Below are 18453 nucleotides of genomic sequence, written 5' to 3'. Positions count from 1 at the left end.
TATCCTCGTTGCCAAATCCTCTACACGACGGCTGATACGCCGGTCGCTGAATATGTCACCGCTCATTTGCTCCTTTTAGAACAGAGAACAAATGCGCCTCAAAGTTTGTGTCCTAATCGTAGCCTTGGACAAGGAGGGGCAGGGGTGGTTGGACCCGATCAACGAGCTTTCCTGCGTTTCAGTCCGCCCTGCATATTTACTGACTTCCATCTTTCTCATGGCTGTAGGCTTCATGGTGGCTATTTAATTTTCTTCTATTCCGGCTTCCTTACTAAGCAGGACCTCCTGCTTCTCGAAGTCAAAGAGGGTGAGTTGCCGCAGGTTGTAATAAGCTTCCCAGAACTCGCTGAGCGAAGCAACGTATGCCCGTCGTGCCTGATCTTTCTCTGTCAGGGCAATGCCCAGGTCTGTGATGCTGATGCGGCCAATCAGGTAAATGCTTTTTGCAATGTCGTAGCGCTCCTGGGCAATAGCATCGGCTTCGGCAGTAGCCTTGATGCGGTTTTTGAGCATGTTGTACTGGTTCACCTGCGTAATCACAGCCTGCTCAAAGCTAGCCTCCTCCTGCGCTACCGTGAACTGCACCAGTTTCCGGTCCAGGGCTGCCACTTTGTAGTTGGCGCGCTGGCGGCCCCAGTCCAGTAGCGGCATATTGAACCCGATCTGCACCCCCTGCTGGTTCTCGGGCTGCTGATAAATGTCTCTCCAATTCTCGCCTCGGTTAGTAAGGCCGAAGGTCGCGTAAACGCTGGCATTGAAACCATTGTCACCTTTTGCTTTGGCCACGCCACTTTCTGCCTCGAGTAAGCGGCGCTGGAAGTTTAGATTTTCTTTTCTGTTTTTGTAGGCTTCTGACAAAGCTGTGGCGGCCTGTACATCAGCTGAGGGTATATTCTCCGGCACCTGTAGCTGTAGTTGCAGGCTGTCGCGCAGGCCCACATAGGTTTTCAAGGCTAGCAGGGCAGTCTGTGCATCCAGGCTTGCCTGTGCCTGCGCCAGTCCGGCATTCAGCACAGCAAGGCGCAACTGCAGCAAATCGTTTTTAGAGAGGCGACCCAGTTTATACTTCTCCTGCGCTACCTGATAGAGTGTGTCGTTATTCGCAAGGTTTTTGGCCGCTATATCCTGGTTTACCTGTGCCAGCAGCAGGTCGAAATAGAGGTTGGTTGCTGTTACAGCGATTGTCTCCCGGTCTTCCAGGTACTTTTTCTGCGATTCTTCATAACGTAGCGGCTCAATGCGCTTTTCCCAGCGCAGCTTATTGTAAGCGAACAGGGGTTGCTCAAAGCCGATGATAGCCGGGTTGCCATTGTATCGGGTTTGGGTTCTCTCAAAATCATCGAAGCGCTGCATCAGCGATGTCACAAATATGCTGCCTCCGGTTGGGCTGACTACCTGCTCCAGCGTCAGGCCTACCTCTGAGTAGTTGTTGGACACAGGCTTAAACTCCAGGGTGCCGTCTGGCTGTGTGACAGGGTTAATGGTGCGTCTGAAATCGGGGAGGATGCCTTTTATACTCAGTTGTGGTTTATAGCCAGCCTTAAAGCTGCGCCACTGCCAGTAGCTGGTTTCCCGCGTCGTTTCCACCTGCCGTGCCACCGCCGACTGCTCCTGCGCCATCTCAATCACCTCCTGCAGGCGCAGCTGGCGCGTAGCAGGTTGGGCAATAGTGAGGCCAGGAAGCATCAGGAGGCACACAAACAACAAATAGAGAATAAATTGGCTTTTCATAGTTTTATTTTTGAGTAGCACGACTTACGTATCTCGTAGCACGGAAGAAGTTTATTTTTAAAGGGTCATTTCATAGCTCAGAAAGGCGTGGCGGATAATATAAATCGTGATACTTGATTCGTGCTACATGATTCGTAAAACTTAATCTAATTTGATTTTCTTCAGGTGTTCGTAGTCTTCCAGAGAGGAAATCACTATCTCATCTCCCGGCTGCACGCTGCCTTCTACTTCTACAAAGTCTGTGTTGCTTGCCCCGGTGCTGGCTGGTATCTGTACCAACTCATCGCCACGCACCACAAATAATCTGTCGTTGTTGCTGGCGCTGTTGAAGTAGGGCCCATTCTTCACCCGGAGCGTGTTGGGTTTGGTGGCCGTGGTCACGTACACATCCACGCGCAGGTTAGGGCGCAGTGCCTTATGGGCATTTTCATGCAGTTCCACAAAGAAAGTGACGGTCCCGTTTGTGACCGTCGGCTCTATAGAGGCAATGATGCCATTCAGGTCGGTGTCGTTGACACGTATCGTAGCTTCACCACCTGTCTGTAGCTGCTCCGCAAAAGCATCTGATACAGCCGCTTTTATTTTAAAGCTGCTCAGGTCAGCGAGCCGCACAATCACATCACCCGCATTTACATTACTGCCTATTTCGTTCTTTACCCAGGTTACCACCCCACGATGCGTAGCCCGGACTTCGGCTTGCTCCATTTTGCGCTCCAGTTCCTCTATAGTCCGGCCCTGCATGGCTAGGGTGAAGCCGAGTTCCTGCTCGTCTGCTTTCAGCAGCTCCCGCTCGCTGGCAATGTCCCGTTCCAGTTGGGCCAGTTCCTGCTGTGCGATTTTAAGGTTCAGTTCGGCCTGCTTTACCTGCTCCTGTGTGCCGCCACCGATTTTCAGCAGGTACTGCTCGTCTTCGAGTCTGGCTTGCAGGCTTTTCACGCCCATGCGCTTTATTGCCAACTGCGACTCCAGGGCGTTCAGCTTTTTCTGTAGCTGTAGCCGGAGCTGCACCCGCTTATGCTGGTTCATTTCCTGCTCGTCTCTGAGCTTATCGTAGGCTAGTTGCGAGAAAGACCTGTCCAGCAGCAGCACTTGGTCGCCGGGTTGCACTTCTTCTCCGGATGTGCGCACCACCTGCTCGATGCGGGCCTGTATGGGGCTGGTGATGGCCTGCTCATGCTCCGGTACCACCACGCCTGAAGCAGTTAAGGTGGCTACTACAGGTCCATGTTCCACTGTGGCCGTTCTTATTTCGCTCCGCCCGATGCTTGGGGTAATAAGGGTCCTGAAACCAAAAATGGCTGCAGCCACCAGCGCGATAGCAGCACTTATTTGCCAGAGGCGCTTGCGCTTGTAAGCTTGTTTTGTTGCGGCTGAAAGTTCACGGTCCATCTTATCTTTTGTTCTGATTCTGAACTATATAGCCAATTCATATGCCAATAGTGTAAACTATTGTAAATCAGAATATTGCGTGTTTATTAGGTGTTATTTGCTCTCTAAAAGGTGTTCAATATTGAACAGTTTGTTCGTTTTTGGGAGGAGGAGGGATAGAAGATAGACTACAAAAGGAGGTAATTATTTGCGTTATATTTTATTATTTAGATATTTGTATCTTATACCGCAGGTTGTATATTGGTAGACCGCAAGAATAGTTCTGCTAGTCAATAAGCCTGAACAATTGAATAGATACAACTCTTATTAATAAGCTTTATATGAAAAAAATCGTGTCCCTGTCTATAATTATGAGTTTATCATTGGTGTTTTTGTCATGTAAAAAAGAGGAAGTTATTCCGGTACTAGACAAAGAGGTTCGCCTTGTATTCTTTTCTGGACATTGGTCAACAAACCAAACTGATTTTGAACTTTTACCTGATTTCACCCATTTAATTAAGTTTGATAAAACAAACTATAGCAATTTAAGCTCAATCACAATTTATGCTTCGATAGCAACTGGATCTTTAGATAACACAGTAGAAATGGAATTATTTAATGTTACTGATAGTGTTTCAGTAAACAACACTTCCTTACAGGCCTCTACTACAGTTACAACAGTGATCAATTACAAACTGGTGTTTTCAGATAATATTTTGAACGAGCTCCCAGAAAAAGAAATTGACTTAGCAATTAGGTTAAAAAGCAAAAACGGTAGTTACGTGTATGTTACTACTCCGTTCCTTTTGTTGAAAAGAGATTGAGATGAACTATCCTGCATCCAGTAAGCAAGGGTATTAGTACGTATCCTTAACAATATCCTTTAATACATCAGACAAAGCACGGCTCGGGAGCATTGGTAGTTTATATACTACCTATAGAGTAACAGATTCTACTAATACTTTATCTAAGTACATCCCGTAAAATCTGAGATAAAGCTATCATGCCAGTCTTACTTTTCGGTTGCATCATAGAGCCAGTCTCTGCGCAGAACCTAATCAAGAATCCCAGCTTGGAAATGTTCAAAGATGGGATTTTGTCAGATTAATCTGCCAGCTCTTTATAGCGTTTTAAGGCCTCGATGTAATAGTAGTCGCCGTAGGTCAGCGGCACATCTACTTCGGTGCCTGCCGGCATATGGCCAACGCCACGCTTTAGTATGAAACCACCATTGGTGCCAGGCGCTGCTTTATATTCGTCTGAAGACAAGTTTTTAAGTATCGTCTCTGCTGTGTTAAAATATTCCTGCCCCTTTGCCTGATCTACATACTGGCTCAACTCCAGAAGAGCAGAGGCTGTAATGGCTGCGGCAGAGGCATCGCGTAACGCATCCGGAATGTTAGGCGCATGAAAATCCCAGTAGGGGATTTTATCCTCCGGCATGTTCTCGTGATTCAGCATAAACTCGGCTATGCGCTGCGCCTGTTGCAGGTATTTTTCATCCTTTGTTTCGCGGTAGGTGTCAATAAAGCCATACAGGCCCCATGCCTGTCCTCTTGCCCACGCCGACTCATCTGCTGCTCCTTGTGCCGTTTTCTTTTCCTGTACTTCGCCGGTGGTGGGGTTATAGTTAATGACGTGGTAGGTGCTGTTGTCTGGCCGGAAGTGGTTTTGCATGGTGGTGTTGGCATGCGTCACCGCAATGTCATAGTAGGTGGAGTCGCCGGTTTCCTTTGTTGCCCAGAACAGCAGGTCGAGGTTCATCATATTGTCGATAATGACGATGAAATCTTCCGGCTTGGAATCCCAGGAACGTATAGCGCCAACGGCCGGGTTGAAGCGGGTGGCCAGCGACCGGGCACTGTTCAGCAGCACCTCCTTGTACTCCGGCGATGGCTTTAAGCGGTTGGCGTTTCCATAGCTGTCGTACATCATGAAGCCCAGGTCGTGCGTAGAGGTGTTGTACTGTTCTTTTTCCAGTAGTTTCAGTACGCGCATCGCCTCCTCATAAAGCACCTGGTCACCGGTTTCCTCAAACAGGTATAACAGCGTGCCCGGGTAAAATCCGCTTGTCCACCACTCTGTGTCGCTGGTTTCCAGGTAGTCCCTTTCTTCATGAAAAGTTTTCGGCAATTTATCCTCCGGAAGCCGTGCCATCAGCACCTTGTACTGGGCTGCGGCATCCTCAAAAGCTGAATCAGCAAGCGTAAGCACCTCTTGCGTAGGATTCAGGTCATTTACCTGCGCTCGCTCACTGCTGCTACAGGCTGTGCCCAAGCATATGCTGGCAAAGATGAGTGCTTTGGCGTATAAACTTTTTTGTCGCATAAAATCGAGTGTGTTTATATATGATGTTAGAAAGTTCTGCTTCGTGTGCTCCGGTTCAGGCAGTCAAGCCTTATAAATATGCTTTGCGTTGATGAATAGTTAAATCTATAACCTGAAACTGAAATCCACGGCATAGGATTAAATATAGCTAATTATTGTAGGAAGATGCTTTCCCTCCTGAAATTTATTCCACTGGTTTTGCTCCTGAAAACCAGCCTTTGGAGCATTTGGATGTGACTAGGGCAAGCATTTCAGCTCATCTTTTCTTAATTTGCCTTATACCGATACATAAAACTATGAAATATAAAGAAAGATTAGCCGCCATTCGCAGTCAGATGAAAGGAGAAGGTGTGAGTGTTTACATCATTCCTTCGGCAGACCCGCACATCAGCGAATATCTACCCGACAGATACAAATGCATTGAATTTGCCTCCGGCTTTACCGGCTCGGCAGGTACCCTGGTGATAACGGAAGATTTTGCCGGCCTCTGGACCGACGCCCGCTACTTTGTGCAGGCAAAAGAGCAGCTAGCCGATACCGGGTTTGAACTGGTGCCACTAAAGGCACAGAACACCCCGGAATATATCCAGTGGCTGGATGAGCGCCTGCCAGCAGGGGCCACAGTAGCTTATGATGCAAAGCTTATCTCTGTAGGGCTGGCTCAGATGCTGGAGTCGCAACTGTCACCACTCGGCATAAAGCTGAACAGCGATCGCGATTACCTGCAGCCCATCTGGCAAAACAGGCCTGCATTGCCTACGGCCCCGGCTTTTCTGGTAGGAGAGGAGACGGTAGGGGAGTCGCTGCAAAGCAAGCTGGAGCGGTTGCGTGCGGCCCTGAAGAAGCATAGAGCCGACTTCCACGTAATTTCTTCATTGGATGACATGGCCTGGCTTTTTAACATACGCGGCGCGGATGTGAAATTCAACCCGGTGGTGCTGAGTTTTGCACTTATCAGCCAGGAGGCAGCCATACTCTTCATCAACACCACCAAACTAAGCCAGGAAGACCAGGAGAAATTACTGGCTGCAGGCGTGGAACTGGAATCCTATGATTTGATAGAGCGAGCTATTGCTTTTCTGCCAGCTGACGCCAGCATCTTCATCGACCCGAAACGAAATTGTTACGCCTTGTTTAAACAGCTGCAAGCCTCCGTGCGCGTAATGCAGGACACGAATCCTACGACCTTGTTTAAAGCGCAGAAAAATGAGGTGGAAATTGAGAACACCCGCAAAACCATGGTAAAAGACGGGGTGGCGCTGACCCGCTTCTTCAAATGGCTGGAGGAGAACGTAGGCAAAAGCAAAGTGACCGAACTCTCAGTGGCTGCTAAAGTACGCGAGTTCCGTGCAGAGCAGGAGGGCTTTGTGGGCGAAAGCTTCGATACCATTGCCGGTTACAAAGCGCACGGTGCACTGCCGCATTATAGGGTAACAGAAGAGAGCGACGTCGAACTGCAGGCTGACGGCCTGTTCCTGCTGGATTCCGGCGGACAATACAACACCGGCACCACCGACATCACCCGGGTAGTAACGTTGGGTAACCTGACGGAGGAGGAGAGCATGGACTATACGCTTGTGCTAAAGGGTATGATTGACGGGTCCACTGCCCGCTTCCCAAAAGGCACACCCGGTTACCAAATCGACGCCATTTCCCGCAAGCCACTCTGGGACCATGCCCGCAACTACGGCCACGGCACGGGACACGGCGTTGGATTCTTCCTGAATGTGCATGAGGGGCCGCATGTACTGAATGCATCTCCCACGCCTGTAGCCATTGCATTGGGAATGATCTCCTCGGTAGAGCCCGGTATTTACCGTAACGGCAAGCATGGCATCCGTATTGAGAACATTGTGCTTACAGTACAGGACGAGAAAAATGAGTTTGGCGAGTTTTATACCTTCGAGCACCTCACTTTAGCCTTGATAGACACTACACCGGTTAAAAAAGAACTGCTGGAGGCACACCAGGTAAAGTGGCTGAATGACTATAACCAGCGGGTAGTGGAGCAGCTTGGTCCTCATTTATCTGAGGAGGAACTTGCCTGGCTGAAGGAGAAAGCAAAGGCTATTTAATTGCTGGATTGTTATATTGTTGGCTTCGCAGGTAGTGGAGCTTTAGGAATTCTTTACCGCTTTACATCCTGCTATGCCCTACTTGCTACACAATGCAGGTAGGGCATAGCATAATAGCATAGTTATGTTCCTAATTGGCGAACATTAAAAAACCACGTACCTACATATAGTTTCAGGCTGACTTCATACTTGCTGATTTTATTCCTACTTTGACGCCGTGAGAGAATATTTGCTGTTTATTGACACCGAAACTACCGGTATACCTAAAGACTGGAACGCCCCTTATTCTGACCATGATAGCTGGCCGGTTTCTGTGCAGGTAGCCTGGGCCATTTATACCAAAGACGGACAAGAAGTAAAATTAGAGAACTTTTATGTGCGGGATGATGATTTTGAAATCTCTCCGGAATCCATCAAGATACATGGCATAACGAGTGCATTTCTGCAGGAAAAAGGCGTACAGCGGGAAGAGGTACTAACCCAACTTTCGGCAGACCTGAACCAATACCAGCCACTGGTGATTGCCCATTTTATGCAGCTGGACTATCACATGGTAGGAGTCTGTTTCCACAGGGCCGGCATGTATAACCCTTTACCGGAGCTGCCGCTTTTCTGTACCATGCGGGCTTCTTCCAATTTTCTTCTCCGCCCGCACCAGCGCTTCCTGCGCCTGGGCGAGATGTATGAGCGGCTCTTCAATGTGCCCCTCAAGCATCAGCACAATGCCATGGTAGATGCCAGAGCCACGGCAAAATGCTTTTTTGAGTTGGTGAAGCGCGGAGACATTGACGAAGGTATGATAGCAAGGCAACAAGCTGATTCTGTCGAGGCTCCTGCTGCAGATAAGAAAACCGGTTGTGGCGGTAGTGTTTTATTTATGTTTGTAATTTCCCTGTTGCTTAGTTACTGGATATGAACAATCAGTTAGAATTTCTAAAAACAGTGCAACCCTTTAATGTACTTTCAGAAGATGTGTTGCAAGGTGTGGCGGAGCTACTACAGGAAGTAAAATATACGAAGGATACGCCTATCTACCACCAGGAGGTGACCAAAATGCGAGGAGTAGACATCATAGCAGAAGGCGAGTATGAGGCTTTCTTTTATGACAGCGAGCACAACAAGAGAGTGATAGAGCACCACCACAAGGGGTATTGCTATGGTGGTGTTTCCGTGCTGCTCAACCGGAAAAGGTCGCTGCGTTCCGTGATTGCTAAGAAAGGAACGGTGGTATATTTCCTTCACCGCAGAGATTTCAGGGCGCTTTGCCAGACAAACGAGGCGTTCTTCCAGTTCTTTACCGCTGAGTTTGGCAAGCGGATGATAAACGATGAGTACGCACACTTCGTGAAGAAGCCGACCACCTTTGAGCAAAACTACATCGCTTCGGACCAGCTGTACTCCCGGAGAATTGAAAGTATCGAGTACCGGAATCTGGTGTCCTGCGGCCAGGATACACCCATTTTTGAAGCAGCAAAATGGATGGCTGAGCACAAGGTTAGCTGTCTTTTTGTAAAGGACTCGCAGGGCAACATCATCGGCTACGTGACTGACATTACGCTGCGTGATAACGTGGTGGCCCGGCAGGTGCAGGTGCAGGAGCCTGTTAGCAGTATCATGGACAATCCAATTGTGTCGATCCCTACAGAAGCTTACGTGTATGAGGCTATTCTGCTCATGTTCCGGACCCAGACGCGCTATTTACTGGTAGAGGAAAACGGGCAGTACCTTGGCTTTATCAGCCGGAACAAACTGCTGAGTGAGCAGGCGCAGTCGCCGTTCATGTTTATTCAGTCGGTAAGGCTGGCCCGCTCTGTGGAGGAACTGCGGAGGAGATGGGAGAAGGTGCCGGAAATTGTATACCAATTGTTGAGCCGTGGTGTAAAGCCGGAGATTGTGAACCAGGTGATAACGACTGTGTCGGATACTATTGCCCTGAAGGTAATTGAGGGTGTGATTGATGAGATGGGTACACCGCCAGCCAAGTTTGCTTTTATTGTACTGGGCAGCGAGGGCCGCAAAGAACAAACCCTTAAAACTGATCAGGACAATGCCATTATTTACGAAGACAAAGCCAATGAGCAGCGCGAACTGGTAAGGAAGTATTTCCTGGCTTTCGCAGATCAGGTGTCGGAGCGGCTCGATAAAATTGGCTTCAGCTTTTGTACCGGTGGCTACATGGCAAAAAACACGAAATGGACCCACTCGCTGTCGCACTGGAAGCGCAATTACGTGAGTTGGATGAAGGAGCCAGACCCGGATAAGGTGATGAAGTTCTCCGCTTTCTTCGACTGCCGCTACATCTTTGGTGAGGCCGCCATTATGGATGAACTGAAGGTGTTTCTGGATGAGGAGCTGCAAAAGCCATTGGGTCGCTTCCTGTTTCATATGGCCAACAACGCCATGCAGTACGAGCCACCGCTGACGTATTTCAGAAACATCAAAACCTTTACCGTCGGAAGCCAGGAGGTATTTAACATCAAGAAAGCCATGACGCCCATCGTGGACATGGTTCGGGTGTACGCGCTGCAGAACAGGATCTTCAAGACAAACACCGGGGAGCGCCTGGAGGCACTCATGGAGATAGGCGTGTTAAAGGAAAGGGAATACCAGGAATTGATGCAGTCGTATTACTACCTGATGAGCATGCGGTTAAAGAAGCAGGCAGTTCAAATTATCAACGATAAATCGGAGCCGGAAAACTATATCGATATCAGAAGCCTGACAAAGATAGAGCAGGTAACAATTAAAGAGATTTTCAAAACTATCTCTAACTTCCAGACGAACGTTAAGGTTAAATTCACCAATGCCCTGTTTAGCTAATGCTGTTATTCTGTTGGATAAAAGTGAATAAACTCTTTTGAGAGTATGGCTGAAGAAACTGACCATATATTTGACATAGAGCAGCACTATAATCAACTATGGGAAACTACTTGGAGGAAATTCACGGCAGGGGTTTTTGAACTGGATCCCTTGATTGCATCTGAAAATGACTCCAGGTTCGGCATCACGCTGTTGTTTCGGCCCGGGCAGGAGGTTTGGAAGAGGATACAGCAGTTCCTTCTGGAGTTGCAGCAAATTGAGCCGGAACAGTATTATTACCCGGAGGCAGACATACATGTAACGGTGATGTCTATCATTTCCTGTCACGCAGGCTTCTCATTAGATGCTATCAGAGTGGAAGAGTATATGCAACTGGTTCAGCAGACCGTTCAGAACTCCCAAAGCTTTCAGCTATACTTTCGGGGCATAACAGCTTCTCCTTCCTGCCTCCTGATACAGGGCTTTCCTGTGGCTGATCAACTCAACCAACTTAGGAATAAGCTAAGGGAAAGCTTCAGAAGCGCCACGCTTCAGCAAACGATTGATACCCGCTACGTTTTACAAACCGCACATAGTACTGTTGTAAGATTCAAGGCTCCTTTGCAAAATCCTTCAGTATTTCTGGATAAAGTGCAGGAGTACAGGGAGTATGACTTTGGAAGTACTGAGGTGAGTGAGCTTGAACTGGTTTACAACGATTGGTATCAGCGGCAGGCCCTTGTGCAGTTGCTGGGCCGCTTTAGTTTAAAGTCCCACTGGGACTGTTGCTAACGCCAGTTAGAGCAACATCACAAGTGGTATCTCAAGAATTTCCAGGCGAAAGAATTACAAAGCTACACACCTGCAGTAGAATAAGTCTCGTAAGGGTGACTTACCTTTGAAAGCAGCTTAGGTGTAGCAGCAGCTATTGAGAGATGTATGAGTAGTTTAATATTGTTATTCGGCAGCCTGGGCCTGGGTGTTCTGTTGCAAAGAGTACGTGATTTCCCCATCAATTCACCGCTGGTACTCAATCAGTTCATTATTTATATATCACTGCCGGCGCTGGCCCTATACTACATTCCGGATGTAAAGCTGGACAGCACTGTGCTGCTGCCGGTGGGGGTGGCATGGATATGCTTTGCCGCCTCGGCGCTGTTCTTCTGGAGCCTGGGCAAAATCTTTGGCTGGTCGCGCAAGCTTATTGGCTGCCTCATCCTGACAGCCGGTTTGGGCAATACTTCCTTTATTGGGTTTCCGGTTATTGAGGCGCTATATGGCTCAGAAGGGTTGAAGACGGCAATCCTCATCGATCAGCCGGGAACGTTTGTGGTGCTCTCCACGCTGGGTATTGCATTGGCCGCTGTTTTTTCAAAAGGCCAACCCGATGTAAAAGCCATCTCAAAAAAGATACTTTTCTTTCCCCCGTTCATCATGTTTTTCCTGGCTTTGCTGCTCAATGTGCTGCATATCAGCCTTTCAGCAGAATTGAAGGATGTGTTTCAGCGCCTGGGCAGCACAGTTACCCCTTTAGCGCTGGTGTCGGTGGGCATGCAGTTGCGTATCGAGCGACGCAGCAAGCATTGGCGCTTCCTTGCCCTGGGACTTTTCTTTCAGCTTATTCTGGCGCCACTGCTGATTTACCTGCTCTATGTGCAGGTGCTGGGTGTAAGGGGGGAACTGGCACAGATTACTATCATGGAAGCCGCCATGGCCCCAATGATAACAGCAAGCATTGTTGCGGCATCCTATGGCCTGAAGCCCCGCCTGGCTAACATGATGATCGGCTTTGGCATCCCTATTTCCTTTCTGACGCTGACTATCTGGTACTGGCTCGTAAATGGAATATGAGGCCGTAAATTGCTGATCTCCTGTTGTTGTCTTGGTGTTTCTTAGATGCTTCATTATTATCGTGGTGCTTACAGCGGGCTTTAGCTGCCACTAAAATAAAGTGTTAACATTACTTGTTTACCACAGTTTTGGGAGAGCTTGGAACGGGGAAGTTCTTTTCGTGCACAAAGTATTGTAGCGCTCCGTTTAGTAGTAAAAAGCAGAAGCCCTACGCGATAAACGTAGGGCTTCCTGTAAAATATCTACCTAAAGGCAAATATTATATCTTTTCGATGACAATAGAAGATGCTCCCCCACCGCCGTTGCAGATACCTGTCACGCCAATTTTACCACCTTTCTTATCCATCACATTGCACAGTGTCACTAGGATGCGGGCACCAGAGGCACCAAGCGGGTGACCCAACGATACGGCACCGCCAAATACGTTCACGTTGCCGCCTTCGAGGCCTAGTTTCTGGTTGTTGGCAAGGGATACTACAGAGAACGCTTCGTTAATTTCATAGTAGTCTACTTCAGAGGCATCCACACCTGCATTTTTCAATGCTTTTGGTATTGCCAGCGCTGGCGTAGTAGTAAACCAGATAGGGTCCTGCTCCGCATCTGCAAAGCCCAGAATTTTAGCGATTGGCTTCAACCCTAGCTCTTCTGCTTTCTCCTTGCTCATTAGCACCACGGCAGCGGCACCATCGTTGAGAGTAGAGGCATTGGCAGCAGTTACTGAACCTGCTTTATCGAACACCGGACGCAGGCTTGGGATTTTGTCATAGTTTACCTTTCTGAACTCTTCGTCCTCTGACACTACGATTGGATCCTTACCGCGCTGCGGAACCTCCACAGGCACAATCTCATCCTTCAGTAAGCCAGCCTCATTTGCCTCGGCTACTTTCTTATAAGAATTGATAGCGTACTCATCCTGCATCTCACGTGTAATCTTCAATTCACGGGCGGTGTTTTCGGCAGCATTTCCCATATGAAAGTCGTTGTAGACATCCCACAGACCATCTTTCAACAAGCCATCTGTCATCTGGCCGTGGCCAAGTTTGGCACCGAAACGGGCTTTCTCAAGGTAATAAGGCACATTCGACATGCTTTCCATGCCACCTGCCACTATCACGTCTTTATGCCCCAGCATAATAGCTTGCGAAGCAAACATGATGGCCTTCGCACCAGAGGCGCATACTTTGTTTACAGTAGTACACTCTACCTCGTGTCCCAGTCCGGCAAAAATAGCAGCCTGGCGTGCGGGAGCCTGGCCTACGTTGGCAGATATCACGTTGCCCATGATTACCTCCTGCACGAGACTCTTATCTACTCCGGCTTTTTCTAAAGCACCTTTTATAGCGGCGGCACCCAGTTGGGTTGCCGTAAGGCTGGCCATAGCGCCTCCGAAGCTTCCTATCGGAGTCCTGACAGCTGAAATGATATATACTTCTTTCGTTTGCATAGTTTTATATTCGCTTTATTGTCATGTGAAGTTACCATGTTTCGGGCGTAAAACCAAACGATCGTTAGGCAAGGAAATTGCTTCCCCTTTCGTTCAGCTTTAAACTATTATCACATGTTTGATCACTGCTCTTGTAGCCTTACTTCAGCACCTGCTACCACTCTGTTTTCATCAGTATGTATACCCCTCCAGGCTCCCCAGCGGCTGAGTGGTGCGCATAAACTGCCCAGTTCCGGAAGCTACTTCTTTGCCTCTTTCGTTATAGAGCGTGGCCTCTGCAACAAAGAGGTTTTTGCTGATTGAACGGAGGGTGCCTACTGCTTTGAGTGTGCCCCCGTTAACTGGCCGTAGCAGGTTTAACTGAAAAGAAGAGGTGACGTAAAAACATCGTGAACAACAGACGCCACGGCAAAATAAGCTCCATCGTCGAGCAGCTCGAAGTAAACAGCGCCATGTCTGGCATTTGCCCCATGAAAGTATTTTGAGGCAACAGGTAATGTCAGTTCTGCTTTAGAATGGCTAACACTAATGCTGCTCCCAATGAAAAGTTCCTGAACGTGTGCCCTGTGGTAAAGCCGCTCCAGCCGGCGGTAATGTGCTGCTGCTTCCATGTTTGAATATGTCTCCTGATTTTCCGGCAAGTATACGCATTCTGTAGCGGAAGCAGGAGGCGGCAGCCGAAAAGGCTCTAAGGAATAAGGGAATCACAAGGCAGAAGCTAAAATTCCACAGCTGCTGTTTTACCAGTTTGGCCTGGAGCCGTCCGGGGTTTTGGTAGCCTTTTTAGGTAGCTGCTGAATATACTGTAACTCCGCATTCCGCATTGCATCTAGCAGTAAGCGTGCCTTTTCAGGACTCATGTTCACTTGCTGTAGCCGCGCACGCCGCATCTGTGCCCTTTGGTCTTCTGCAGAAACACCTTCGGCACTGGAATTTCGCGGTAACTGCTCCAAATCGTCCTGCCCATCCGGGTTCAGCCCCTCTGTATCGCCGGGTGCACTGCCGCTCTTTTGCTCTCTTTCCTGATCCCCTGCCTGTTCATCCTTTCTCTTGTCCTGGCTACCATCTCCGGTGTTTTGAGACTGCTGCTGCCCGGTATTATCAGGCTGTGGTTGTTCGATCTCTTCTTCTGTATCTCCGTTAGCATCCGGGTTCTGCTTTGGCTGCGGCTCCAGTGCCTCTTCTGCAGGCGGGGGAGATGCAAGACTGTCCTGGTCGGTATTACTTTCTTTAAGTTGCGAAAAGTTATCTTCCGGGTTTTCCTCTGGTGTTTCCGGGTGTAGCGCGATGTACTTCTTTAGCAGCTCAAAGTTGTAGCGGGCGGCATCGTTCAAAGGTTCTGCTATCAGCGCGTTCTTATAAAGCGCAAGCGCCTGGCGGTGCTTCTTCTGTTGTGTGGCAATGTTACCAAGCTGCAGGTGCGCTACAGCTTTCAGGTGCCGGGAAGGATGGTCTGCCAACAGGCGGTATTCTGCCGCTGCCTGTGGCAGCAGGTTTGCCTTATAGTATGCGTGGGCCAGGTTCAACTGTAACTGGTCATCCTTCACCTCCAGGTCGCGGAGCAGGTACTCGTAGGCAGCAATAGCTTCTATATATTCCTGCTGGTGGTAAGCTTCTGCTGCAGTTTTGGCATACTCATTCAGGCGGGAGATGGTGTTAAACCCACCGCTCAGCAAGGAAACCAGTAAGAAGACGAACAGCACAGGCTTCATATGCGAATCAGTTTGATGGTGATCAGGACATCCAGCACTATTAGCACCAGCGCCAGTGCCAGCGGGTAAATATACTTGTTAGCCGTCACATCAATGGTCTTACTTTCCCTAAGCTCTCCCTCAATGTTATTGATGGCGCTGATAAGCCTGCTTACTTCACTTACCCGGTCGCTTACCTCATAATATTGCCCACCTGTTAAGTCTGCCAGTTGCACAAGAGGCTCAGGGTTCAGGAAGGTGGTCACGGTACGGTTCTCACTGTCCTGCAGGAAACCCCTGCCAACCGGAATGCGGCTGCCGTCTGTGGTGCCGATGCCCAGCGTGTATACCCGGATGTTCTGCTCGCGTAATTGTGCTGCCAGCCGCTCCACTTTTCCACCGAAATCCTCTCCGTCACTAATCAGCACCAGTACCCGGGCTTTTTGTTCTTCTGCCTCAGGATTTTTGTCCTGCTTCAGCTTTTCCAGGGTTAGCTGCAACAGTGGAGCATAATCGGTGCCGGAGTGGAGTAGAAGGCTGGTGCGGAGCGTTTGGGTGTAGAGTTGCAGCGCCTTTTGGTCGTAGGTGAGCGGGCTCTGCACAAAGGCCTCATCGGAGAACACCATCAGGCCGATACGGTCGGAATTAAAGCGGGTAATCAGGCGCTGCATTTCATGCTTGGCTTTCTCCAGCCGCGAGGGCTGCACATCAGTGGCGTTCATCGACTGTGAAAGGTCCACGGCGATATACAGGTCTTTGCCAATAGTCCGTATCTCTTTTTTCATGGCTCCGAAAGAGGGACCGAGTATGGCAATGATAATGAGCAGCACATACAGGTGGCGCAGCACAAACTTAAGCCAGACAATGTGCGGCCGCTGCCGAAAGAAAAGCGCCACCCGGCGCACGCGCAGCAAATAGCCGATGTAGAGCCCTAGGAAGAGGGCACCGAATATTATCTCGAGCAGTGTGATGGTTTGGTACCAGGTCATCTCTAAAAAAGCGGCAGTTAAACCGTGTGCCTCACCTTTTAGTGGGGCTGCCATCACAAATATACTTATTTAGCCTCGACGGCAGGGCCGCAGAAGTTTAATTTTTTAAGCTCAGGCGCCTTATCAGAACGTACAGCTTCCTGTTTTATGCTTTGGGTGTGGAGGATTCAAAATAATTTAAAAAAATATGTCCACAGCAAGCGAAAAGGAATCAATCAGTTAGCTTGTGATGTGGGAATAAAATGCGGAGTGGCGGCTTAAATTTTAAGAGCTGCTATTGCGGCGTAAAGGGTAATGTAGTATGTTTGCATTCTCATTAGCAGAATGAGCCCGGAGAGGTGGGTGAGTGGCTGAAACCAGCAGTTTGCTAAACTGCCGTACTCGTAAGGGTACCGGGGGTTCGAATCCCCCCCTCTCCGCAAGTGATGAATAAAAAAGTTAAAAAAAGTTTTTGACACTTTAAAAACTTCACTTACATTTGCACCACAATTAGTTGAAACAGCGACACAAACGCTGCTGAAACTAAACGTAAAAACAGTTCGGGGTGTAGCGTAGCCCGGTATCGCGCCACATTTGGGATGTGGAGGTCGTAGGTTCGAATCCTGCCACCCCGACTAAAAAATTTCGGAAGCAATTCCGAAATTTTTCGTTTAAGGGATAGGGGAAACCTTATCAGAAACGATGGTCTCGTAGCTCAGCTGGATAGAGCAACTGCCTTCTAAGCAGTAGGTCTTTGGTTCGAATCCAAACGGGATCACTTGAAAATCAAGCACTTATAAGGTAAAACTTGTAAGTGCTTTTTTTATGTGCACACAATTTGCACACAAGTAACTGGAATACCACAAGGCTTCAATTGCATTTCTATGTAAATATAGAATTGCAAGAAGTGTACTAATTTGTTATTTGGGATAGCGGCTCAAGAGAATCACTACCAGATGAAGGAAATTGCTACTTCAGTGGTAATCTTCTTGTAAGCTTATAATCTTATGGTGCAGGTTCCGAAGTAAGTTTGAACCTAAATAGGCGAAGCGCGGCAACAAAAACTAAGACCGTATTAGCCAAAGAATAGTACACCGGCAGATGATAATAAGAGTGAGCAATATCATTGCGTATGTTTCTGCTTAGGCCAGTAAAGACGTACCGGAAGAAATAAGCTTCATTCTCTGTTAGCAACCCGCGCTCTTTAGCCATATCAACAAGGTCCTCGAAGTAGACCTCCCGCAGATCGCCTTTTTTGTGTGTTGTGATTGTAGGGTCGCCAGAACGTTGTAGTAGCTCACTCAACATACCTTCAATCTTTAGAGTTAGGGAATCGAGGCAAAGCACAAAACTTGGTGATGCATCAGGGGCTTCATGCACGATTATGCTTAGTTGCTTGAAAAACTCTGTGAGAGCAGGATAAAGTAAATCCTGCCAGGTATACTGAATAATATTTCCGTCAAAGTCTGTCTCGGTCATGGGTTGAGCTATCCAGCTATTTTCATCCAGATAATCTCTTAAGGCAGAAAAGGTAAGTTTCCCGCTGCGGCAACCATCAACTAATAACGTAACAAGAAGCTGCTGCTGTAAGCTAAGGTTTATACTATAAAACCTATTGATCTTTTCAGCGGGTATATCATCGGAACCATCTGATTTCTGCTGTTGAATGTTCCTGTTAACGTCAATAGCGGAGGACGAAAGCATATCTGCGAAGGAAGGCTCCATTTGAGAAGTGGAATTGCAATGTTTTACTGGAGACTTTTTCAGGCAGCCACCGCTTGGTTGTACAACAGGTCTTCATACTGGCAAGGCGTCAGGTAGCCAAGCGCTGAATGCCTCCTTTTCCGGTTGTAGAAACTCTCTATATACTCAAACACGGCTAGCCTTGCCTCTGCTATGGTGGCGAACTTGTGGTGGTACACCATTTCTATCTTCAACGTCTTGAAGAAGCTCTCTGCCACGGCGTTGTCCCAGCAGTTGCCCTTGCGGCTCATATCTTTGAATCCAACAGAAAGAATACAAGTAGGAACAGGTAAGCAACCACAGGCAGGATGGCAAAAATTCCTTGCGGCAAATACACCTGGTGATATTGGGCATGAGGAAATTCCACCTGCCTGCTTCTTCCTTCAGACTGGACAGTACTCATATCTTTGAAGTGTTAGCCAGGAGTACAATTCTTACTATTTGTACCTTCGCTT

Annotated in this window: 14 protein-coding genes, 3 tRNA genes and 1 pseudogene; 9 read left to right on the top strand and 9 right to left on the bottom strand. The window is 48.4% G+C overall.

Annotated elements, in window-relative coordinates:
• Window positions 1-243 precede the first annotated feature (243 nt).
• A complete protein-coding gene (locus tag E1919_RS25605) occupies window positions 244-1731 on the bottom strand; it encodes a TolC family protein (protein WP_162056256.1) in 1488 nt (495 codons plus the stop codon).
• A 141-nt stretch (window positions 1732-1872) separates the two neighbouring features.
• Window positions 1873-3120: an efflux RND transporter periplasmic adaptor subunit gene (locus E1919_RS25600; protein ID WP_162056255.1), complete on the bottom strand. Its 1248-nt coding sequence runs from the start codon at window positions 3118-3120 to the stop codon at window positions 1873-1875.
• 320 nt (window positions 3121-3440) lie between these two features.
• Here E1919_RS25600 and E1919_RS25595 point away from each other — a divergent pair, with 320 nt between their 5' ends.
• A complete protein-coding gene (locus E1919_RS25595) occupies window positions 3441-3923 on the top strand; it encodes a hypothetical protein (protein WP_162056254.1) in 483 nt (160 codons plus the stop codon).
• Window positions 3924-4203: 280 nt separating this feature from the next.
• Here the strand turns inward: E1919_RS25595 and E1919_RS25590 are convergent, their stop codons facing one another.
• On the bottom strand, window positions 4204-5427 hold the full coding sequence (locus E1919_RS25590; RefSeq protein WP_162056253.1) for a glycoside hydrolase family 88 protein: 1224 nt from the start codon (window positions 5425-5427) through the stop codon (window positions 4204-4206).
• 296 nt (window positions 5428-5723) lie between these two features.
• On the opposite strand from E1919_RS25590, the gene E1919_RS25585 reads away from it, so the two are divergent.
• The 5 genes from E1919_RS25585 to E1919_RS25565 all read left to right on the top strand — a co-directional run bounded on the left by E1919_RS25585 (window position 5724) and on the right by E1919_RS25565 (window position 12152).
• A complete protein-coding gene (locus tag E1919_RS25585) occupies window positions 5724-7502 on the top strand; it encodes an aminopeptidase P family protein (protein WP_162056252.1) in 1779 nt (592 codons plus the stop codon).
• A gap of 217 nt (window positions 7503-7719) precedes the next feature.
• The gene (locus E1919_RS25580) at window positions 7720-8418 is read left to right on the top strand and encodes a 3'-5' exonuclease (RefSeq protein WP_162056251.1); all 699 of its coding nucleotides are present in this window, start codon (window positions 7720-7722) and stop codon (window positions 8416-8418) included.
• A gap of 26 nt (window positions 8419-8444) precedes the next feature.
• The gene (locus E1919_RS25575; protein WP_237144857.1) at window positions 8445-10322 is read left to right on the top strand and encodes a DUF294 nucleotidyltransferase-like domain-containing protein; all 1878 of its coding nucleotides are present in this window, start codon (window positions 8445-8447) and stop codon (window positions 10320-10322) included.
• A gap of 45 nt (window positions 10323-10367) precedes the next feature.
• On the top strand, window positions 10368-11093 hold the full coding sequence (locus tag E1919_RS25570; RefSeq protein ID WP_162056249.1) for a 2'-5' RNA ligase family protein: 726 nt from the start codon (window positions 10368-10370) through the stop codon (window positions 11091-11093).
• A 147-nt stretch (window positions 11094-11240) separates the two neighbouring features.
• Window positions 11241-12152 carry an AEC family transporter gene (locus E1919_RS25565; protein ID WP_162056248.1) on the top strand — a complete coding sequence of 304 codons (912 nt, stop codon included), beginning with the start codon at window positions 11241-11243 and terminating at the stop codon, window positions 12150-12152.
• Between the two features lie 259 nt (window positions 12153-12411).
• Here the strand turns inward: E1919_RS25565 and E1919_RS25560 are convergent, their stop codons facing one another.
• The 4 genes from E1919_RS25560 to E1919_RS25545 form a co-directional block, all read right to left on the bottom strand.
• Complete coding sequence (locus tag E1919_RS25560; RefSeq protein ID WP_162056247.1) at window positions 12412-13596, bottom strand: acetyl-CoA C-acyltransferase; 1185 nt, start codon at window positions 13594-13596, stop codon at window positions 12412-12414.
• A gap of 171 nt (window positions 13597-13767) precedes the next feature.
• Window positions 13768-14076, bottom strand: coding sequence for a PaaI family thioesterase (locus E1919_RS25555; RefSeq protein ID WP_237144858.1), 309 nt, complete (start codon window positions 14074-14076; stop codon window positions 13768-13770).
• A gap of 260 nt (window positions 14077-14336) precedes the next feature.
• Entirely contained in the window at window positions 14337-15308 is a 972-nt protein-coding gene (locus tag E1919_RS25550) for an aerotolerance protein (protein WP_162056246.1), read from the bottom strand.
• On the bottom strand, window positions 15305-16330 hold the full coding sequence (locus tag E1919_RS25545; RefSeq protein WP_237144856.1) for a VWA domain-containing protein: 1026 nt from the start codon (window positions 16328-16330) through the stop codon (window positions 15305-15307). The genes E1919_RS25550 and E1919_RS25545 overlap by 4 nt, the downstream gene beginning before the upstream one ends.
• Window positions 16331-16608: 278 nt before the next feature.
• Here E1919_RS25545 and E1919_RS25540 point away from each other — a divergent pair.
• The 3 genes from E1919_RS25540 (at window position 16609) to E1919_RS25530 (ending at window position 17033) form a co-directional block, all read left to right on the top strand.
• A tRNA-Ser gene (locus E1919_RS25540) sits at window positions 16609-16695 on the top strand.
• Between the two features lie 121 nt (window positions 16696-16816).
• A tRNA-Pro gene (locus E1919_RS25535) sits at window positions 16817-16890 on the top strand.
• A 69-nt stretch (window positions 16891-16959) separates the two neighbouring features.
• Window positions 16960-17033 (top strand) — tRNA-Arg (locus tag E1919_RS25530).
• 227 nt (window positions 17034-17260) lie between these two features.
• Here the strand turns inward: E1919_RS25530 and E1919_RS25525 are convergent.
• Both E1919_RS25525 and E1919_RS25520 read right to left on the bottom strand, forming a co-directional pair.
• Window positions 17261-17980, bottom strand: a complete 720-nt coding sequence (locus E1919_RS25525) for a hypothetical protein (protein ID WP_162056245.1) — start codon at window positions 17978-17980, stop codon at window positions 17261-17263.
• A gap of 38 nt (window positions 17981-18018) precedes the next feature.
• Window positions 18019-18249 (bottom strand): annotated as a pseudogene (locus tag E1919_RS25520) (IS3 family transposase); the annotation flags it as partial.
• Window positions 18250-18453 lie beyond the last annotated feature (204 nt).

The organism is Pontibacter pamirensis, from assembly GCF_010015475.1.
Classification (GTDB): domain Bacteria; phylum Bacteroidota; class Bacteroidia; order Cytophagales; family Hymenobacteraceae; genus Pontibacter; species Pontibacter pamirensis.
The sequence above is the reverse complement of the archived record's forward strand: the minus strand, read 5'-3'. Positions and strand labels throughout refer to the sequence as shown.